This is a genomic window from Agromyces sp. NPDC056389, from assembly GCF_042262385.1.
Taxonomy (GTDB): domain Bacteria; phylum Actinomycetota; class Actinomycetes; order Actinomycetales; family Microbacteriaceae; genus Agromyces.
Map to the genome: position 1 here is coordinate 2,390,400 of NZ_JBHJPN010000001.1, position 18,371 is coordinate 2,408,770.

Below are 18,371 nucleotides of genomic sequence, written 5' to 3' on the forward strand. Positions count from 1 at the left end.
CCACTCTGATCAGCCTGTCTGCCTGTGGAGAACGACCGGCGTGCAGCGCCTGTGGAGGGGGAGTGGCGCTGCTTCGAACCGGCGGCGACGTCTCGAATGCGGGACGGCGAGTCGCTCAGGCGACCGCGAGCACCTCGTCGAGCACCGGGTGCAGGTGCCGCGTCGTCAGTACGGTCGCCGCGTGCCGGGCGCCCGCCTCGAGGGCCTCGCCGAGCGCGGCTCCGCCGAGGTGCGCGTCGAGCACGCCCGCCATGAACGCGTCGCCGGCCCCGTTGGTGTCGAGCACCTCGACGGCCACGGCGGCGACCTCGGTCAGGGACATCCGATCGCCGTCGCCGTCGCCGCGCGAGACCGCGATCGCGCCCTGCGCGCCGAGTGTGCAGACGACGACGGATGCCCCGTCGAGCACGCACTGCTCCATGAACGGTCGCGGGTCGTCGCCGATGCGGTCGGCGTTCATGAAGATCCAGTCGGCGGCGTCGATGAACGGGCGGTGGAAGTCGGCGCTGCCGTCGTAGTCGTGGATGTCGGTCCAGATCGGCCTGCCGGCGGCGCGCGCCGTGTCGATGAGCCCGCGCGAACGCTCCGAGAGGTCGAGCACGATCGCCGGAGCATCCGCCATCGCCTGCGCCAGTTCGGCCGACGGTGGCGCGCCCGGGTCGGCGGGCGCGCTGAGGTAGAGCGAGACGCGCTCGCCCTGCCGGGTCATGAGGTTCAGATGGCTCTCGGTGCGCGCGGCGGCGAGGCTCGAGAGCTCGATGCCGGATGCCTCGAGCGCACTCTGCACCCGGCGGCCCTCGACGTCGTCGCCGATGAGGGTGTGCAGCACCACGGGGCGGCCGAGGCCCGCGAGTCCGAGCGCCTTGCCGGCCGAGGTGCCGCCGATCGTCTCGTAGTCGTCGAGCGCGAACTGCATGTGGGGCACCGGCTCGGGCAGATGCTCGAGGTACACGATGCGGTTCCAGGCGGCCGGTCCCGAGATGACGATGGATGCGCTCATGGTTGGCCAGCGTAGCGGCGGCGGTGGGAGCTGCGGCGGTGCGCCGTCGCTCCGGGCGGGCACTGATGCCGCCCCGGATCGAGAGGGCGACGATATTCCTGAGATTCCCTCATGAGAGGAGCGCGCCATGTCGGTCAGCATCGGGGGAGTGGAGCTCTACATGGGGCCGACCGCGGTCGGCGGCCCCGACGATCTCGACCAGGCGATCCGCGACTTCATCGACGGTGCCGAGCACAACCTCGCCATCGCCGTGCAGGAGATCGACTCGCGGCCGATCGCACAGGCGATCCTCGCGGCGAAGCTGCGCGGGGTGCGGGTGCGGGTCATCCTCGAGGGCGACTACCTCACCGAGGAGAAGGCCCTCGAAGACCCGTGGGGCGTCACCGGCGCGCACGAGGAGAACCGCGTCATCATGGGCGCCCTGCTGAAAGCCCGCGTCGACGTGATCAGCGACCTGAATCCGAAGATCTTCCACCAGAAGTTCATCGTGCGCGATTCGGGCAAGCCGGGGGCGGCAGTGCTCACCGGCTCGACCAATTTCACGCTCACCGACACGGGGAAGAACGAGGAGGTCGGCATCGGGGCCGGCCAGAACCTGAACCACGTCGTCGTGCTGACCGGCCAGCTCGCCGCCACCGAGTACCTGCGCGAGTTCGAGCGGATGCGCTCGGGCACCTTCGGCGACCTGCACGAGCGCGTCGAGCCGAGGCCGAAGGAGTTCGACCTGCCCGAGGTGCGGGTGAAGCCGCTGTTCGCCCCGCGGCACGGCCCCGAGATGGAGATCATGAAGCAGATGCTGAAGGCGAAGGACTCGATCGACTTCGCGATGTTCACCTTCGCCCAGTCGTCGGGCATCGACGACACCATGATCCGCCTGCGACCCCTCGTCTCGCGCATCCGCGGCGTGCTCGACCGCGACCAGGGCGCCGCGAAGTGGGCGGCGACGAGCGACCTCGGTCACGGCGACGTCGAGCTCTTCGCCAACCGCCGCAACACCGGCGTGCGCAAGCTCCATCACAAGCTCATGGTCATCGACGAACGGCTCATCATCGTCGGCAGCTTCAACTACACGGCGCCCGCCAACACCCTGAACGACGAGAACATCATCGTGATCGGCGACCTCGAGGAGGAGCCGGGCAGCGCAGCGGATGTCGCGCAGCGCGAGCTCGCCCGCTACGCGCTCACCGAGATCGACCGCATCATCGACGACCTCTCGGCGCCGGTGCCCGTCTCGCCGTAGAGCGCGAGTTCTCCACAGTTGCGCGTGGGCGGCCGCCCGGCTGTCGATCGCCGCTACGGTCGAGGGATGTATGACGTGGTGAGCTACAGCATCTCCTGGATGTACCCGATCGTCTGGGTGCTCTTCGCCCTCGCACTGCTCACGGCACTCGTCTGTCTCATCGTGCTGCTGCTCTCGGCAGCGCGGGCGCTGAACGCGACGGCGCGGTGGCGGAGCGTGCAGACCGAACTGCTGCTCGCCGAGGCATCCGTGGGGCCCGACGACCCCACGAACTCGGACGCACCGATCGCCGGCGGATCGGCGTAGGAGTCGCACCACGGCTCGGCGCGCCCGTGAGCTGGTAGCGTCGCAGCCGTGAATTCGACGAGCACTCTCGCGATCGACGCCGGCCAGTCGGGCATCAAGGTCAGGCACACGGATGCCTCGGGCTCCGGTGAATGGTCGGCCCCCGGAATCCGCACCGACCTGCCGCTGCTGCCCCAGCTCGCGCGCATCATCGAGCAGGCGCACGAGGGCGGCCGAACGGCGGAACGCATCGGGCTCGGGGTCTCGGGACTGACCGACGACGAGTTCGACGCCGGCTACCTGCTCGCCGCCGCTGCGCCGATCGGCGCTCGCAGCGTGCACCTCGCGCACGACTCCATCACCGCCTACCTCGGTGCGCTCGGCGACGAGCGCGGCGTCGTCGTCGCGGCCGGCACGGGAGTCGTGACACTCGCGGTCGGCGCCGACGAGATCGCCCGGGTCGACGGGTGGGGTTACATCATGGGCGACGCCGGCAGCGGGTACTGGCTCGGACGGGCCGGGCTCGAAGCCGTCATGCGCGCCCACGACGGCCGTGGCGCCGCGACCGCGCTGACCGAGGTCGTGCGGGCCGACTTCCCCGACCTCGAAGCGGCGTACATCGAGCTGCAGGCCGACCTCGGCCGCGTGCAGCGCATCGCGTCGTATGCGCGGGCGGTCGCCGACGCCGCCGCCGCCGGCGACGCGGTCGCCGAGCGGATCATCACCGACGGGGCGCGGGAGCTCGCGGCATCCGCGTTCGCAGGACTCCGCCGGGTCGGGGAAGCGGGCGCTCCCGACTCGCACGTGCGCGGGGTCGGCGGCCTGTTCCTCGGCGAGGTGCTCGGGCGCGAGTTTGTCGCGGCGATCCGCGCAGAGATCCCCGAGGCGGAGATCCGCCTCGGCGATGCGCACCCGCTCGACGGCGCCGCGGCGCTCGCCGACGTCGCGCCGACGAGCGCGCTCGCGGCGCACATCGCCGTCGCGCGCGTCTGACGCGCACGAGCCCCACGCGAGCCCGAGGCGTTCCGGCGCGTTCCCGGCCCGCTCAGCCCATCGTGTCGAGGATCGCGACGAGGTGCTCGAATGTCGTGTTCGGGTTCACGATCGCGAAGCGGGTGTTCGGCCGGCCGGCATGCGAGCTCGGCGTCACGAACGCTCGCTGCTCGTCGAGGAGGCGCGCCGACCACGTGTCGTAGTCGGCCTTCGTCCAGTCGTCGCGCTCGAACACGACGACCGACAGCTGCGGTGAGCGCACGAGGCTGAGCCCCTCGCGCGAGTCGATCTCGTCGGCGATGCGCTGTGCGAGCGCGATCGAGGTCGAGATCGCCTCGCGGTAGGCCGTGCCGCCGTAGGTCGCGAGCGAGAACCAGAGCGGCAGTCCGCGCGCGCGGCGCGTGAGGTGCGCGGCGTAGTCCGACGGGCTCCAGTCGCCGCCCTCGGTGAGCGTGTCGAGGTACTCGGCGTGCTGCGTGTGCGCGCGGCGACCCTGCTCGGGGTCGCGGTAGATGAGGGCGCACGCGTCGAAGGGTGCGAAGAGCCACTTGTGCGGGTCGACGATCACCGAGTCGGCGTGCTCGACGCCCGCGAAGCGGTGCCGGGCGAGCGGCGAGAGCATGCCGGCCAGGCCGTAGGCGCCGTCGACGTGGAACCAGAAGTCGAAGTCGCGCTTCAGCTCGGCGATCGAGGCGAGGTCGTCGACGATGCCGAAGTTCGTCGAGCCGGCGGTCGCGACGACGGCGAAGACGGATGCCCCGTGCTCCTCGAGCGCCGCACGCACTTCGTCGCCCCGCAGCATGCCGTCGCCGGCCGGGGTCACGGGCACCACGTCGACGTCCATCACCCGGGCGGCCGATGCGATCGAGGAGTGTGCCTCGGCGCTGCAGACGATCTTCCAGCGACCACCGGGCGGCGCGGGCACCGCGGCATCCGCTGCGCCGTCGCTCAGCCGGTGGCGCGCGGCCTCGCGGGCCGCGACGAGTGCCGAGAGGTTGCCGAGCGTGCCGCCCTGCACGAAGACGCCGCCGGCGCCCGCGGGCAGGCCGAACTCGCGGCCGAGCCACGAGAGCACCTCGTTCTCGGCGTAGACGGCGCCCGCGCCCTCGAGCCATGAGCCGCCGTAGAGGGCGCTCGCCGAGACCACGAGGTCGAAGGCCGTCGCGGCCTTCGTCGGCGCCGTCGGGATGAACGAGAGGTACTGCGGGTGATCGGTCGTGATGCACGCCGGGGCGAGCACGTGCTCGAAGAGCGCGAGTGCACGGGCGGCGCCGATGCCCTGCTCGTCGATCGTGCGGCCGGCGAGGCGGCGCAGCTCGGGCTCGGTGACGGGCTTGTCGAGCGGGGTGTCGTCGCTCAGGATGCGGCGGCGCGAGTACGCGAGCACGAGGTCGACGAGGTGGCTCGTCTCGTCGCTCGTCGAGTGCATGCGGGTCGCGGGGTCGCGCGGCTCGTTCGCGTCGCGGGCGGGTTCTGTGCGGTGCATCCGGATGTCCCTTTCGGCTCGGCCGAGCCGGGGAGCCGGCGGGCCACGGGAAAGTTTCACATACCTCGGCGGAACCGCAAAAAAGCCTCACGATTCCTGCGTCGCGCGCCGCTTTCGTGCAGGAAGCGGCGCGCGAACGCAATGGAGACTACTGGTGACGCAACGCCGCCTGCAGGTGCTCCTCGGGATCGACGAGGTGGTTGTGGTCGTCGACGCCGAGTGCGACCTCGGCCCACTCCAGGGTGCCGCTGAACGCGCCGCCCCACACCTTGTAGCCCTCGTACGCCGGCATGCCCGTGTCGCAGCCCGCGTCCATTCCCTCGTCGAACGAGAAGTAGAGCGCGTGCGTGTGCTCCACGCGCCCGGTGCCGACCGCCTTGCCGTCGATGAAGAGCGACACGTCGCCGCCCTTGCCGATGCCGCCGCCGTCGTAGGCGAATTCGACCCGCACCTGGTGCTCACCCGCGCCGATCGGGGTATCCGACAGTGCCGTCGACCGCTGCAGTCCGCAGTAGTTGTAGTGGAAGCCGAGCTTGCCGTCTTCGGCGAAGAACGACCAGCCGCCGGTGCGGCCGCCCTGGGCCACGATCGCGCCCTCGAGCGAGCCGTCGTCGGGCACGAGCACCTCGGCGGTCACCGAGAACGAACGGTTCTTCACGTTGATCGCGACGTTCTCGCCGAGCCGCACCATGCCGGGGTAGAGCCGCAGGCGGTCGCCCTTCACGAGCGTCGGCCGGCCGGCGAGCACGGGGTTCATGCGCTCGGCGGCGCGGTCGTCCATCGGGAAGACGTTGTGTCGCGCCGCCTCGATGAGGAAGAGCCGCTGGAGCTCGGCGAGCTTCTCGGGCTGCTCATCCGCGAGGTTCTTGGCCTGCGTCCAGTCGGTGGTCGTGTCGTAGAGCTCCCACACGTCGAGCGAGAAGTCGGGAGCCTTCGACACGACGTCCCACGGGGTGCGGTGCTTCGTGACGGCGGTCCAGCCGTGGTGGTAGATGCCTCGGTTGCCCATGAGCTCGAAGTACTGCGTCGTGTGGCGTTCGTCGGCGGATGCATCGTCGAAGCTGTACGCCATCGAGACGCCGTGCATCGGCTCCTGCGTGACGCCGTTGACGGTGTGGGGCTCCGCGAGGCCCGCCACGTCGAGCACGGTCGGCGCGAGGTCGATGACGTGGTGCCACTGCTCGCGCACCTCGCCCTTGGCGGCGATGCGGCTCGGCCAGTGCACGATCGTGCCGTTGCGGGTGCCGCCGTAGTGCGAGGCGACCTGCTTGGTCCACTGGTACGGGGTGCACATCGCGTGCGCCCAGGCGACCGAATAGTGGTTGTACGCCTCGGGACCGCCGACCTTGTCGAGGTGCTCCTTCCAGAACTCGACCGTCTCGAACTGGCCGCCGCCGTTCGAGGCCGTGGTCAGCATGTAGGCGCCGTTGATGCCGCCCTCGGCCGAGGCGCCGTTGTCGCCGATGATGTAGTAGATCAGCGTGTCCTCGAGGATGTCGAGCTCTTCGAGCGCGTCGATGAGCCGGCCGGTGTGGTGGTCAGCGTACTCGAGGAAGGCCGCGTAGACCTCCATCTGCCGGGCCAGTACCGGCTTCTGCTCGTCGGGCACGTCGTCCCAGGCGGGCAGTCCCTCGGGGCGCGCCGTCAGCTCGGAGTCGGCGGCGATGACGCCGAGCTCCTTCTGCCGGGCGAAGGTCTGCTCGCGCTGCGCGTCCCAGCCGAGGTCGAACTCGCCCTCGTACTTGGCGATCCAGTCCTTCGGCACGTGATGGGGTGCGTGGGTCGCTCCCGGCGCGAAGTACACGAAGAACGGCTTGTCGGGCGTCAGGCTCTGCTGCTGGCGCACGTAGTCGATCGCCTTGTCGGCGAGGTCGGGCATCAGGTGGTAGTCGGGGTCGGTCGGCGGCTCGATCGTCGTGAGCCCGTCGATGAGCGCCGGCGTGTACTGGTTCGTCTCGCCGCCGATGAAGCCGTAGAAGCGCTCGAAGCCGCTCTGCGCGGGCCAGTGGTCGAAGGGGCCGGTCGGGCCCGACTCCCACACGGGCACCTCGTGGCACTTGCCGAACTGCGCGGTGTTGTAGCCGCTCTGCCGGAGGATCTCGGGCAGCGGCACTGCGGTGTTCGGCCGCGTCGAGCGGTAACCGGGCGCGGGCGTCGCGGTCTCGGTGATGTGGCCCATGCCGACGGCGTGGTGGTTGCGGCCCGAGAGCAGCGCGGCGCGGGTCGGCGAGCAGAGCGCGGTGGTGTGGAAGCGCGAGTAGCGCAGGCCCTCACCGGCGAGGCGCTCGGCGGTGGGCGTGCGGATCGGGCCGCCGAAGGCGCTGGATGCCCCGAAGCCGACGTCGTCGAGCAGAATCACGAGGACGTTCGGCGCCTGGGCCGGCGGCCTCGCCGGCTCGATGGGCGGGAACCTCTCGTCGAGCTTCTTCGCGTCGTACGCGACCGGTCCCTGATACGGGCGGTCGGGCACGGGAAGCACGGTTCCCGGTCGGACGTCGTTCATGTTTCCCCCATTCGTGCGACGAAGATCGCGCACACGCTCGATCATCGCAGTGAGGGCAGCGGTCGAACCCGAGCGGGGGCAGCGCGCCGCGAGAGCGGGGCGGCGCGCTGCCCCCGAGGGTGCAAGGGACACCGGTCAGCGGCGCACGAACTCCTGCACGAAGTCCTCGTCGACGCTCACGCCGAGCCCGGGGCCGGTCGGCACCGTGAAGTCGCCGTTGGCGGCGACCTCGAGGGGCGTCGTGAGGATCCGGTTCGCGACCGGCAGGGTGAGCGGCTGGTACTCGAACGCGAGGAGCGACGGCGAGCTCGCTGCGACGTGCAGGCCGGCGGCCATCGCGATGCCGAACGCGGCCGAGTGATGCGGTGCCACCTGCGCGTGGAAGGCGTCGGCGATGGCCGCGATCGCGAGGCCCTCGGTGATGCCGGTGCGTCCGATGTCGGGCTGGGTGAGGCCGACGGCCCTGCGGGTCAGCCAGTCCGTGAACTCGAATCGGCTGCGCATCGCCTCGCCGACCGCGACCGGGGTCTCGATGGATGCCGCGAGGTCGCGGTGGCCCTCGACGTCTTCGGGAGCGAGCGGCGCCTCGAAGAACCAGGCGTGGCGCTCGTCGAGCTCGCGGCCGAGGGCCTTCGCCTCGCCGAGGCGGTAGCTCCAGTGCGCGTCGAGCGCGACCTGGAGGTCGGGGTGCGCGCCGCGCACGGCGTCGTAGGTCGCGAGGTCGGTGCGGAGGTCGGTACCGAGGTGCATCTTGAACCGGCGCACGCCTGCTTCGACGAGCACCGCGGTCTTCTCGGCGATCTCGGCGTCGTCGGCGCCGCGCACGCCCGACACGTAGGTCGGCAGCACTTCGGCGAACCGTCCGCCCGCGAGCTCGGACACCGAGAGCCCGGTCGCCTTGCCCCAGAGGTCCCACAGTGCGATGTCGACGGCGGCCATCGCGTCGGCCTGATGTCCGGTGAGGTGTCCGCGTTCGCGCATCGACTCCGACATCCGGTGCCAGAGCGTGCGCACCGAACGCGGGTCCTCGCCGATGATGAGCGGAGTGAGCAGGTGGTCGACGATCGCCGCGGCGACCTCGGGGGCGACGGGGGCGAGTCCTTCGCCCCAACCCACCAGGCCGTCGTCGGTCTCGATCTTCACGATGAGCGTCTCGTAGCCGGGGGAGTAGAGGCTCCGCCATGGCGGCCTGATCATGTAGCCGCGGTGCTCGACCGCGGCCTCGCCCGCGTAGGAGTCGTCGGCATCCTCCTTCGAGATGAAGAGGGGGAACGTTTGGACGCGCGCGATTCTCACTGGGTCTCCGGTGACGTGGATGATCGAACGCCGTCGACGGATGCCGCGGCGGGACTTCAGGCTGGGTTCAGTTCGGGTTCAGGCGAGCTTCAGAGAGACGCGAACGCCGTCGCGGAGTGGGAGGGGCTGTAGCCGAGGGCGACGGAGATCTCGTCGGCGGCCTCGATCACCTGCAGGGCGATCTCCTGGTGGGGGACCTGGAGGTCGAGCACCGAGAGCGGGCCGCTCGCCGAGAGGCCGGCGACGATCTCGCCGGCGCGGTTGCGAACGGGTGCCGCGATGCAGGCCCGCCCGAAGGCGAGCTCCTCGATCTCGGTGGCGTAGCCGCGGCTGCGGATCTCCTGGAGGGCGACTTCCATGGCGTCGCGATCGACGATCGTGTGCGGGGTGAACCGCTGGGGCGTGTTCGCGAAGTACTCGTCGACGAGCGCGGACGGCATGCCCGACAGCAGGGCCTTGCCGAGCCCCGTGGCGTGGAGCGGCGCCGTGCGGCCGGCCATCGCGAACGACTTCGGCGCGAGCGCGCCCTCGAAGTTGCAGAGATAGGTGAAGGTGAAGCCGCTGAGTTCGGCGACGTTCACGCCGATGCCGAGCCGGTGGGCGAGGTTCTGGGCGATCTGGCGCGAGGCGCGGAAGACCGGGGAGCCGTTGAGCGCGATCGTGCCGAGCGAGACGGCGGCCGGACCGAGCCGATAGAGCCCCGTCCGATCGTCTTGCACGACGAACCGCATGCGGTCGAGCGCCGACATCATGCGCGACACGGTCGACTGGCCGAGCCCGGTGAGGGCGCAGAGTTCGGACACCCGCAGCTCGCCGGCCTCCTCGGTGAAGCACGCCAGCAGGGACATAGCCCGTTCGACGGTCTGTGTGCCGCCGACCGATTCCGATGCCATCGGGACTCTCCTTCTCCATGCAGTTGCCGCGCGTCGTTCCGAGCCGCTCGGGCTGCGCCGTTGCCGTCAGTGTAGTGAGCGGAATCGGCCGAGGCAATCCAAATATGGGTGAGTTATGCATTTTGTGGATTTCGAATCCGCATTGTGGTTTACTGGCCGCACGTCAGCGTTGACCACTTGTGACGACGACGCACAGGGGCCCCTGATGAGGGGTCGCCATCTCTCGGGAAGTGAACGCAATGCAGCAAGCCATCCTCGAACGACCCTCGACACGCGAGGTGACCGAGCCGCGATCCGGGCGGCGTTCGACCCTCGGCGCGAAGGATCGCACCTTCGGATTCATGATCGCACTCCCCGCGGTCCTGCTCTTCCTCGTGATCGCGATCTATCCGCTCGTCTCGAGCATCGGCACGAGCCTCTACGACCAATCGTTGCTGCGCCCCGACCGCACGTTCGTCGGCTTCGACAACTACACGGCGATCTTCGGCGAGTTCATGGCGCGCCTCGGCACCACGCTCACCTTCGCGACGCTCGCGACGATCTTCCCCGTGCTCCTCGGCGTCGCGCTCGCCGTGCTGTTGAACGCGCGTTTGCGCGGTCGCAACATCCTGCGCGGCACCCTCATGCTGCCGTGGCTCCTGCCCGGCGTCGTCGTCTCCTTCCTCTGGGCGTGGATCTTCAACGACAGCTACGGCGTGCTGAACCACCTGCTGACCATGGTGGGCCTGCCCGAGGTGAGCATGCTCGGCAACCCCACCGGCGCGATGGCCGCGGTGGTCATCGCGAAGACCTGGCACTCGTTCCCCTGGATCATGGTCGTCGCCCTCTCGGTGCTGCAGACCCTTCCGAGCGAGCAGCTCGAGGCCGCGACGATCGACGGTGCGACGCGCTCGCAGCGCTTCCGTTACATCTCGCTGCCGCACATCGTCGGCCCGGTCGCCCTCGTCGCGACGCTCGAGTTCATCTACAACTTCGGCAACTTCGACACGATCTTCGTGATGACGGGCGGCGGACCCGGAGATTCGACCACGACGCTCGCCGTCAGCCTCTATCAACTCGCGTTCGGCAGCTACGAGCTCGGCAAGGCCTCCGCAATGGGCGTGCTCTGGCTCATCCTGCTCGCGATCATCTCGAGCGCATACCTGCTGCTCAACCGACGTCTGGAGAAGCGATGAGTCACGGCCGCGACATCGGAGAGGCGATCGTTCGCCCGAGACTGTCGATCTCCGGGCGCATCGGGCTCACCCTGCTCGCCCTCTTCGGCCTCCTGCCGATCTACTGGCTGACGTCGACGGCGTTCATGAAGAAGGAGGCGGTGTTCGCGCTCGACCGACCGCTCTTCCCGGTCGACCCGACCCTCGAGAACTTCGTCGGGTTCTTCCAGAACGACGCCCTGCTGCAGAACCTCGCGAACAGCTTCATCGTCTCGACGGGTACGGCCGTGCTCTCCGTGCTCGTGGGCGGCATCATGGCCTACTCGCTCTCGAAGTTCCGCTACCGCGGGCGCAACGCGATCATGTTCATGTTCCTCATCGGGCAGCTCATCCCCGGGGCGCTGCTCCTGATCTCGCTGTACCTGATGCTGAGCTCGGCCGGCCTGCTGTACACCTACACGGCGCTCATCATCTCGTTCACCACGTTCACGCTGCCGCTCGTCGTCTTCCTGCTCAAGGGCATCATCGACGGCCTGCCCGACGACATCCTCGAAGCAGCCAAGGTCGACGGCCTCTCGCGCATCGCGACGATGTTCCAGATCGTCTTCCCGCTCGTGGTGCCCGGTCTCATCACGGCGGCGATGTTCGCCTTCATGCGCGGCTGGAGCGACCTGCTCTTCGCGCTCACGCTCGCCGGGCCCGACAAGCAGACCCTGCCGGCCGGCCTCACCCAGGCCTTCATCCGCGAGGGCACGGCCGACTGGCCGGCGCTCATGGCGGCATCCCTCATCACCTCGCTGCCGCTCGCCATCATCTTCATCCTCCTCCAGCGCTACTTCGTCTCCGGCCTCGCGTCGGGGGCCGTCAAGGGGTAGCCCCGTGATCCACCGCACCGCACCGAACACACATTCCGACGAAGGAGCAGTCCCCATGAACCTCACGACCTCGCAGCTCAGCCGCCGCGCCTTCCTCGGCGGCGGCACGGCACTCGCCGCGTTCGGCGCGCTCGCGCTCGCCGGCTGTGCGACCCCGGCCGCGCCGGGCGCCGGTGCCGGCGCCAACGCGGCGACCAAGGCCAAGACCATCAACTTCTACGGCAACTCCCTCGGCGAAGAGGCGCTCCGGCCCGCCTGGGAAGCGGTGCTCAAGGACTTCTCCGCGGAAGAGGGCGTCACGGTCTCGCCCGTCGTCTACCCCTACGACCAGGCGGCGACGCAGCTCGCACTCACCGGCCGCTCCGGCAAGCTCATGGGCGTCGGCCAGTCGGGCGGGTGGCAGGTGCTCACACCGATGAGCGTGCTCGCCGACCTCACCGACCTCGCCAAGGGGCTCGGCATCCCGCAGGGTGTGCTCGATTCGTACACGATGGACGGCAAGCTCCTCGTGCTGCCGCTCACGGCGTCGGGCATCGGCATCATCACGAACGGCGAGATCGCCAAGAGCGTCGGCATCAAGTCGGGCATGACGGTCGAGCAGTTCGCGACCGCGCTCGAGAAGATCAAGTCGCAGGACTCCTCGCTGATCCCCTACGCGGCGGTCACGAAGAACCCCGACCTGAAGGATGCCGCGCACTGGATGTGGGGCTGGGGCAGCCCCGTCGTCACCGACGACTTCGAGTGCACGATCGGCGACAAGGAGAGCGTCGAAGCGATCACCTGGTACAAGTCGCTGCAGGACGACGGCCTCACCCAGACGAACGTGGCACGCAGCGACGCGCGCATCCTGTTCGCGAGCGGGCGCGCGGCCCTCTACGACGACGCCCCGCTCGCCTCGACCTTCGTGAAGACCAACGGAGCCGCGCAGAACATCATCGACAACATCAGCGCGATCACCCGGCCCACCGCCGACGGCAACCCCTCGTACAACCGCGCGTGGGGTGGCGGCCTGTTCGCGAGTGCCGGCGAGGGCGAGCTCACGAGCCGTGACTTCATCACCTACGCCGCGACGAACCTCGATGCCGCGACCGCGCTGTACGAGCAGTCGGGAGTCGCGCCGGCCGCGAAGTCCGTCGCAGACCAGATTCCGTCGCTCGCCGCGGACAAGTACCAGACCACGTTCCGCACCGAGGTCTCCGAGCACGCACGCGGCGCCGCATGGGACCGCGTGCCCGTGACCGCGCAGATCGACACCGCCATCGGCGCGGGAGTCGCGAACATCCTCGCCGGCCAGGTCGACGTGCAGTCGGGCCTCAACTCCCTGAAGAAGGAAGTCCAGGACCTGCTCGACTCGAACTCGTAGCGCCTCGACGCCGGCCGCCCGCGGAGGGACCCGCAGGCGGCCGGCGTTCGGCGCGCCCGCGGCATCCGCTCGCGTGCGATGCCGTGCCGCTTCGGGGTGTGCGGTTCAGCTGAGGCGGTCGGCCGGGAGGGCGAGGAAGTCGGCGGCGGCGCTGCGCGCCATCCGTTCCCCGACCTCCGCGACGGGCCCGTCGAGGTGCCCGTTCGGTCGCACGGTGAGCCGTTTCGGGCACGTGAGCGCGTGGTAGACGGCGAACTGCCCCCGCGGGTCGACGGCGGGATCGAGCACCGCCGCCGCGACGTGCACCGGTACCTCGATGCGCCGTGCAGCGACGGCGGCGTCGAAGTAGCCGAGCACCGGGCGCGCGTCGGGGTGCTGCTGCAGGTGCCGGCGCACGGCCTCGCCGCTGCCCGTGCAGCGACGGGTGAGGCGGATCGAGTGGTGTCCGAAGCTCGGCACGTCGAGCGAGGCGCGGCGGAAGCGGGCGTCCCACGGGAGGGCCATCGCCCCGATGCCGCCGCCGAAGCTGCCGCCGCTGAAGTCGAGCTGCTCGGCGGCCGCCGGTGCGGCGTCGAGCAGCACGGTCGCGGCTCGCCAGACATCCGCTGCGGCGAAGCGGTGGGAGTAGGTGTCGCGGTGCGCGATGCCCGCGAGCACGTGCTCATCGGGCAGTGCGGGGAAGCGACTCGAGGTGTTCGGCGCCGTGCCGGGAGCGGCCGGGAAGATAGCGGCGGTGTCGGCGGGCACTTGCTCGACGTCGGGGGCGGTGCGGCCGCCGTAGCCGTGTCCGATCACGAGGCCGCGGCGCACGGATGACTCGGCGCGCGGCACCATGAGGAACGCCACGGCCTGTTCATCGGCGGACGACTCGAACCGGATCTCCGTCACAAGGTGGGTCGCGGTGGCGTCGAGGTCCCGCACGGGCTTCCAGGCGACGGGGCCAGTGCCGAACTCATCGAACGTGCCCCGCCAGAACTCGTCGAAGTCGACGGGCTCCTCGGGCTGCGCAGGCGGCGTCAGGAGCGCCGTCAACGAGTACTCCGTCAGTTCCTCGGATCGGTTCGGGGTCACCGTGTGCTCCTCTCAGGACGCGTGCATGGTCGACGCTATCGGCACCGCTGACAGCATGACCGTTGACACTCTCGCATATCGAATGCATCATATGCATTATGGATTCAACGACGAGCCAGGCCAATGACCATGCTGCGATCGATGACGACTCTGGAGCCGGCCCCGGCTCGGGGCTGTGGAGCCGGCGTTCAGCGCTCCAGCTGCTCCTGGCCGCGGGCGTGCTGCCTGCGGTGCTCGGCGGCCACCCGGAGGCTGCGGCGGCGGATCCCGGGTTCAGCGCCACGAACGGCGCCTACGCCGACGCCCTGCGCCGGCTCGACAAGCCGAACCTCGCCCTGACGCGAATCGCGCGGCTCGTCGGGCGCAATCACCGCATGACCTTCTTCCAGGCCCGGTGGGACGGCGGGGAGACGATCGTCCGCGATCTCGAGATCAAGCACGACGGCGGATGGCTGTCGTTGACCGATCCCGAGCACCGCTTCGACGAGCAGTGGGTCGTACTGGCCGGCACGCTCCCCTCGGGCAGCGCACCTGAACTGTACGGGCCGCTGCAGCCGGCCTGGCTGGGATTCACCTCGTATCGGCGCCTCAACGGGCGGGCGATCGAATTGCGAACCAGCACCGATGACGTGGAGCTCATCGTGCGCTGGCGGCTCGACGGCGATCATCCCGAGGCGCACTACGTGCTGAAGGCCAAGACGGCCGGCGACTACCTCGTCGGCTACCAGAGCCAGGACGCCAAGACGCTCGACGACCTCAGCGAGGTGCTCTGCGGCTCGTACCAGCACGCGCTCACCGTGGTCGACGGTTCGGCCCCGCTCGGCGCATGGGAGCTGTTCGCGCCGATGGCGCTGACCCAGTACGCGATCGCCGACGTCGCCGTCACCTCGGGGGTGTACCTGCCCGCCGAGGTGGCCGAGTTCGTGCACGAGCGCCAACTGATGTCGGATCGCCAGCCCTACGGGATGAGCCTCCGGAACGACAGCCTCGACATCGTGCCGTCGGTGTACGCGCCGCAGCCGGGCCTTCGAACGGCCATGGCCGCCGGTGAGCGACGCGGCTTCGCCTTCGGGCTGGCGGCTCACGCCAGAACGCTGTACGACACCTACACCGAGCTGTGCCGCGGCGAGTACGGGCTGACCGCCTATCGGAGCAACGTCTACGACCGGTCGCTGACGGACGCCGTGCATGCGATGACGGAGCTCATCGCCATCGAGCCCGACGGCGACGACTCGGTCGACTACATCCCCTCGTACTCGGGTTGGTGGAACCGCGCCAAGGGGTTCGTCGACGTGGAGAACGAGGATGCGGTGCGCACCGCGGCCAGCGGCGTGCTGCTCTCGGCGCACTACCTGACCGGCACGGCGGACGGCACGCTCTACGACCGGCGCGCCCGCCCGGCCATCGAGTACCAGCTCTCGCGCAAGGGCATCGGACACTCGCCCGTGATCGGCGGCTCGGTCTACAACGACAAGACGCAGTACCGGATCGGCCGGATCCCCACGGACGCGGTGAACCTGACGGCACTCTCCCAGCTCACCCACGGCCGCAACGCGGGGATCCAGCGCCTCGCGGTGCAGGCCACCAAGGCCGGCGTCGTCGGGCAGAGCCGGGCGCCGTTCGCGACCGCACTGGCGACGTACCAGCTCACCGGAGACCCGGCCTATCTCGCCGAGGCGACCCTGATCGGCCGGCGCTACGTGCAGGAGGAGATCCTCACGCCGTATCGCGGCAACGGGCAGCCGCCGGGCGGATTCGCCTACAGCTTCTCCAAGTACTGGGTCGACCTGCTCGTGCTGTTCGAGCTGACCGGCGAGGCCCTCTTCCTCGAGGGGGCGCATCGCGAGGCGCAGCGGTTCATCACCCAGACCGCGGTGCGCCCGGTGCCGAACCAGCGGGTCACGGTGCCCGAGGGGCACGTGGTCACGCAGCAGTACGACTGGGAGTCGCGGAGCTCCCTGCCCGAGTATCCGACCACCGACGTCGCGACCGAGACCGTGCCCGCCTGGTACGTCTCGCCGACCGGCCTCACCTTCGAAGCGCTCTCATCGTTCAAGCTCGGGGTCAGTTCGCTCACCGATCCGGGCGGCGGGTACGTCTTCAACCCGTGCTGGGCCGGAGCGCTGCTGCGACTCGCGCACCACACCGGGGACTCGATGCTGGCCGACGTCGCGCACAACATGGTGATCGGCAGGTTCACCACGTATCCCGGGTACTACAGCCGGCAGTTCCAGGTGGCGCAGATGAAGCCCGACTTCGCCACGAGCGGACCGGTCGGGATCACCGGGTACTACTTCCACCACGCGCCCGCCCAACTCGGCCTCGCTATGGACTACCTCATCAACGAGAGCTTCTACCGCAGTTCGGGTGCGATCGACTTCCCGCACGTGTTCGAGGCCGACTTCGCCTACTTCAAGTTCTTCGCCTTCGGCCACGCCCCCGGCACCTTCTTCGGCGAGGGCGGTGTCTGGCCCTACTTCCCGGCCGGCCTCATCTCGCTCGACAACCCGTTGGTCAACTGGATGACCGGGGTCGGCAACGACGCCCTGTACGTCAGCCTCACGAACTCCGCGGCCGACGCGCAGTCCGTGGTCGTCGACCTCACCGGCGAGCTGACGGGGCTCTCGACCGGGGATGCGCCGGTGGTCGAGGTCGTGGCCGCCGACGGCACCCGCTCGACCCAGACCGCCGCCCGAGGCCGCATCAAGGTCCGCGTGCCCGGCCACGGGCTCGTCGCACTGGTCGTGAGGGGAGTGACGGTCGAACGACCGGCACTGCCGTTCGACGACATCGTCGACCACGGCCCCGACAGCTTCCACGAGGTCGACTCCGATCCGGCGACCGACTACGGCCTCGCCCGCGGGGTGCTGCTCGTACGTCCCGACCGCGCCGGTTACGACGCCTACGTGCAGATCGACACGGAGGAGCCGGCCGCCCTCAGCTACCGCATCGGCGACGGGCCGGCGAAGCAGGCGGCGGCGAAGGGCTACCCCTACGAGTGGACGATCCCCGTCGACTCGTCGGCCGACGAGTTCAGCTACGCGATCACCGTCGGCTCGGCGACCACCGACGAGGTCACCCTGCGCCTGCCCGGCCGCATCAGCGGCGCCGACTCCGGGATCGCCGGCGACGTGGTCGCCCAGGCGACCGGCACGGCCGGTGACCGGGTGCCCCTCGTCATCGAGGTGCGCAACGCCACCGATGAGCCGTTCGCCGGCGACGTCGCCCTGACCCTGCCCGACGGCTGGCAGCTCGACGGCGGCGTTCCGACCGTCTCGGTGCCCGCGCAGGCGACCACCAGGGTGGACGCCGCGGCGATCATCGCGCCGGGCTCCACGCCCGGCGAGGTCCGGATCGAGGCATCCGTGCCCGTCGCCGACGGTGAGCCAGTGGTGCTGCGCCCGGCGGCGATCGACGTGATCGACAGCCGCCGGCTGGTGTCGCTCACCACCGACACCGCCATCGTCACCGGACCGGGCGCGACCGCGCGGCTGACCGCCCTGGTGATCAACACCGGCGTCACACCGCTCCGCGCCACGCTCGCGCTCTTCGGCGTGACCGGATGGAGCGTCGGCCAGAAGGACGTCGTGATCGAGGTGCCCCCGCGCTCCGACCTGACCCACACCTGGACGGTGACGGCCGGATCGGCCGTGACGCCGGGATCGACGAGCCGGTTCGAGGCGCGTCTCGACGGGACCCTCCGCCGGGGCGTGCTGGTGCGGGTCGCCGACGAGGGACTGATCGCCCACACGCAGTCGCCGTGGCCCGGCTACCTGGAGACCGGCCTGTGGTTCCCGAGCGGACTGACCGGCTGGAACGGCACTCGGACCCGCTACAGCGACGTCGACTCCGTGGGCAGCACCGTCACATGGCAGGTGAACCTGCCGGAGCCCGGCGAGTACCGGGTCTCCGTCTGGTACCCGACGAACCCGACGACCACGACCTCGGCCGCCTACGTCGTCGAGCACGAGGGCGGCAGCACCGAGGTCGTCGTGAACCAGACCGAGGGGGCGGCTGCATGGCGCCAGCTCGGCACGTTCCGCTACGGCGCCGGCGCCGTGGGCGTGGTGCGCCTCGAGGTCCGCAATACCGCGTTCCACCGCGTCAGCGCCGCGCAGTTCGTTCGCGTCGGGGACTGACGGCGGAAACCCGCCGGCCGAGTGCGATATGCACCGGCCGGCGGGCGGCGGTTCAACCGGTGGCGGATCAGGC

At 70.1% G+C, this 18,371-nt stretch carries 13 protein-coding genes; 7 read left to right on the plus strand and 6 right to left on the minus strand.

Translation table 11 applies throughout. The features are described from left to right. Nucleotides 1-115 precede the first annotated feature (115 nt). Nucleotides 116-1,000, minus strand: coding sequence for a carbohydrate kinase family protein (locus ACFCVM_RS11230; protein WP_375836245.1), 885 nt, complete (start codon nt 998-1,000; stop codon nt 116-118). Nucleotides 1,001-1,127: 127 nt separating this feature from the next. Between ACFCVM_RS11230 and ACFCVM_RS11235 the strand changes: the two genes are divergently transcribed. The 3 genes from ACFCVM_RS11235 (at nt 1,128) to ACFCVM_RS11245 (ending at nt 3,518) form a co-directional block, all read left to right on the plus strand. Beyond that, nucleotides 1,128-2,240, plus strand: coding sequence for a phosphatidylserine/phosphatidylglycerophosphate/cardiolipin synthase family protein (locus ACFCVM_RS11235; RefSeq protein ID WP_375836246.1), 1,113 nt, complete (start codon nt 1,128-1,130; stop codon nt 2,238-2,240). A 66-nt stretch (nt 2,241-2,306) separates the two neighbouring features. Next, nucleotides 2,307-2,546, plus strand: a complete 240-nt coding sequence (locus ACFCVM_RS11240) for a hypothetical protein (RefSeq protein WP_375836247.1) — start codon at nt 2,307-2,309, stop codon at nt 2,544-2,546. Nucleotides 2,547-2,594: 48 nt separating this feature from the next. Further along, nucleotides 2,595-3,518, plus strand: a complete 924-nt coding sequence (locus tag ACFCVM_RS11245; RefSeq protein ID WP_375836248.1) for a BadF/BadG/BcrA/BcrD ATPase family protein — start codon at nt 2,595-2,597, stop codon at nt 3,516-3,518. Nucleotides 3,519-3,570: 52 nt separating this feature from the next. On the opposite strand, the gene ACFCVM_RS11250 is transcribed toward ACFCVM_RS11245, so the two are convergent. The 4 genes from ACFCVM_RS11250 to ACFCVM_RS11265 form a co-directional block, all read right to left on the minus strand. Further along, nucleotides 3,571-5,004 carry a pyridoxal phosphate-dependent decarboxylase family protein gene (locus ACFCVM_RS11250; protein ID WP_375836249.1) on the minus strand — a complete coding sequence of 478 codons (1,434 nt, stop codon included), beginning with the start codon at nt 5,002-5,004 and terminating at the stop codon, nt 3,571-3,573. Nucleotides 5,005-5,152: 148 nt separating this feature from the next. Then, nucleotides 5,153-7,507 carry a sulfatase-like hydrolase/transferase gene (locus ACFCVM_RS11255; RefSeq protein WP_375836250.1) on the minus strand — a complete coding sequence of 785 codons (2,355 nt, stop codon included), beginning with the start codon at nt 7,505-7,507 and terminating at the stop codon, nt 5,153-5,155. A gap of 135 nt (nt 7,508-7,642) precedes the next feature. Beyond that, the gene (locus ACFCVM_RS11260; RefSeq protein WP_375836251.1) at nt 7,643-8,803 is read right to left on the minus strand and encodes a mandelate racemase/muconate lactonizing enzyme family protein; all 1,161 of its coding nucleotides are present in this window, start codon (nt 8,801-8,803) and stop codon (nt 7,643-7,645) included. 89 nt (nt 8,804-8,892) lie between these two features. Further along, nucleotides 8,893-9,696: an IclR family transcriptional regulator gene (locus tag ACFCVM_RS11265; RefSeq protein WP_375836252.1), complete on the minus strand. Its 804-nt coding sequence runs from the start codon at nt 9,694-9,696 to the stop codon at nt 8,893-8,895. Between the two features lie 278 nt (nt 9,697-9,974). On the opposite strand from ACFCVM_RS11265, the gene ACFCVM_RS11270 reads away from it, so the two are divergent. The 3 genes from ACFCVM_RS11270 to ACFCVM_RS11280 are packed head-to-tail and all read left to right on the plus strand — an operon-like array spanning nt 9,975 to nt 13,088. Beyond that, nucleotides 9,975-10,871: a carbohydrate ABC transporter permease gene (locus tag ACFCVM_RS11270; protein ID WP_375836253.1), complete on the plus strand. Its 897-nt coding sequence runs from the start codon at nt 9,975-9,977 to the stop codon at nt 10,869-10,871. Further along, on the plus strand, nt 10,868-11,725 hold the full coding sequence (locus ACFCVM_RS11275) for a carbohydrate ABC transporter permease (RefSeq protein ID WP_375836254.1): 858 nt from the start codon (nt 10,868-10,870) through the stop codon (nt 11,723-11,725). Before ACFCVM_RS11270 ends, ACFCVM_RS11275 begins: the two co-directional genes overlap by 4 nt. Nucleotides 11,726-11,780: 55 nt before the next feature. Continuing rightward, the gene (locus ACFCVM_RS11280; protein ID WP_375836255.1) at nt 11,781-13,088 is read left to right on the plus strand and encodes an extracellular solute-binding protein; all 1,308 of its coding nucleotides are present in this window, start codon (nt 11,781-11,783) and stop codon (nt 13,086-13,088) included. A gap of 105 nt (nt 13,089-13,193) precedes the next feature. On the opposite strand, the gene ACFCVM_RS11285 is transcribed toward ACFCVM_RS11280, so the two are convergent. Then, a complete protein-coding gene (locus ACFCVM_RS11285) occupies nt 13,194-14,159 on the minus strand; it encodes an acetylxylan esterase (RefSeq protein WP_375836256.1) in 966 nt (321 codons plus the stop codon). Nucleotides 14,160-14,257: 98 nt separating this feature from the next. On the opposite strand from ACFCVM_RS11285, the gene ACFCVM_RS11290 reads away from it, so the two are divergent. Beyond that, on the plus strand, nt 14,258-18,298 hold the full coding sequence (locus tag ACFCVM_RS11290; RefSeq protein ID WP_375836257.1) for a hypothetical protein: 4,041 nt from the start codon (nt 14,258-14,260) through the stop codon (nt 18,296-18,298). The last annotated feature ends 73 nt before the right edge of the window (nt 18,299-18,371 follow it).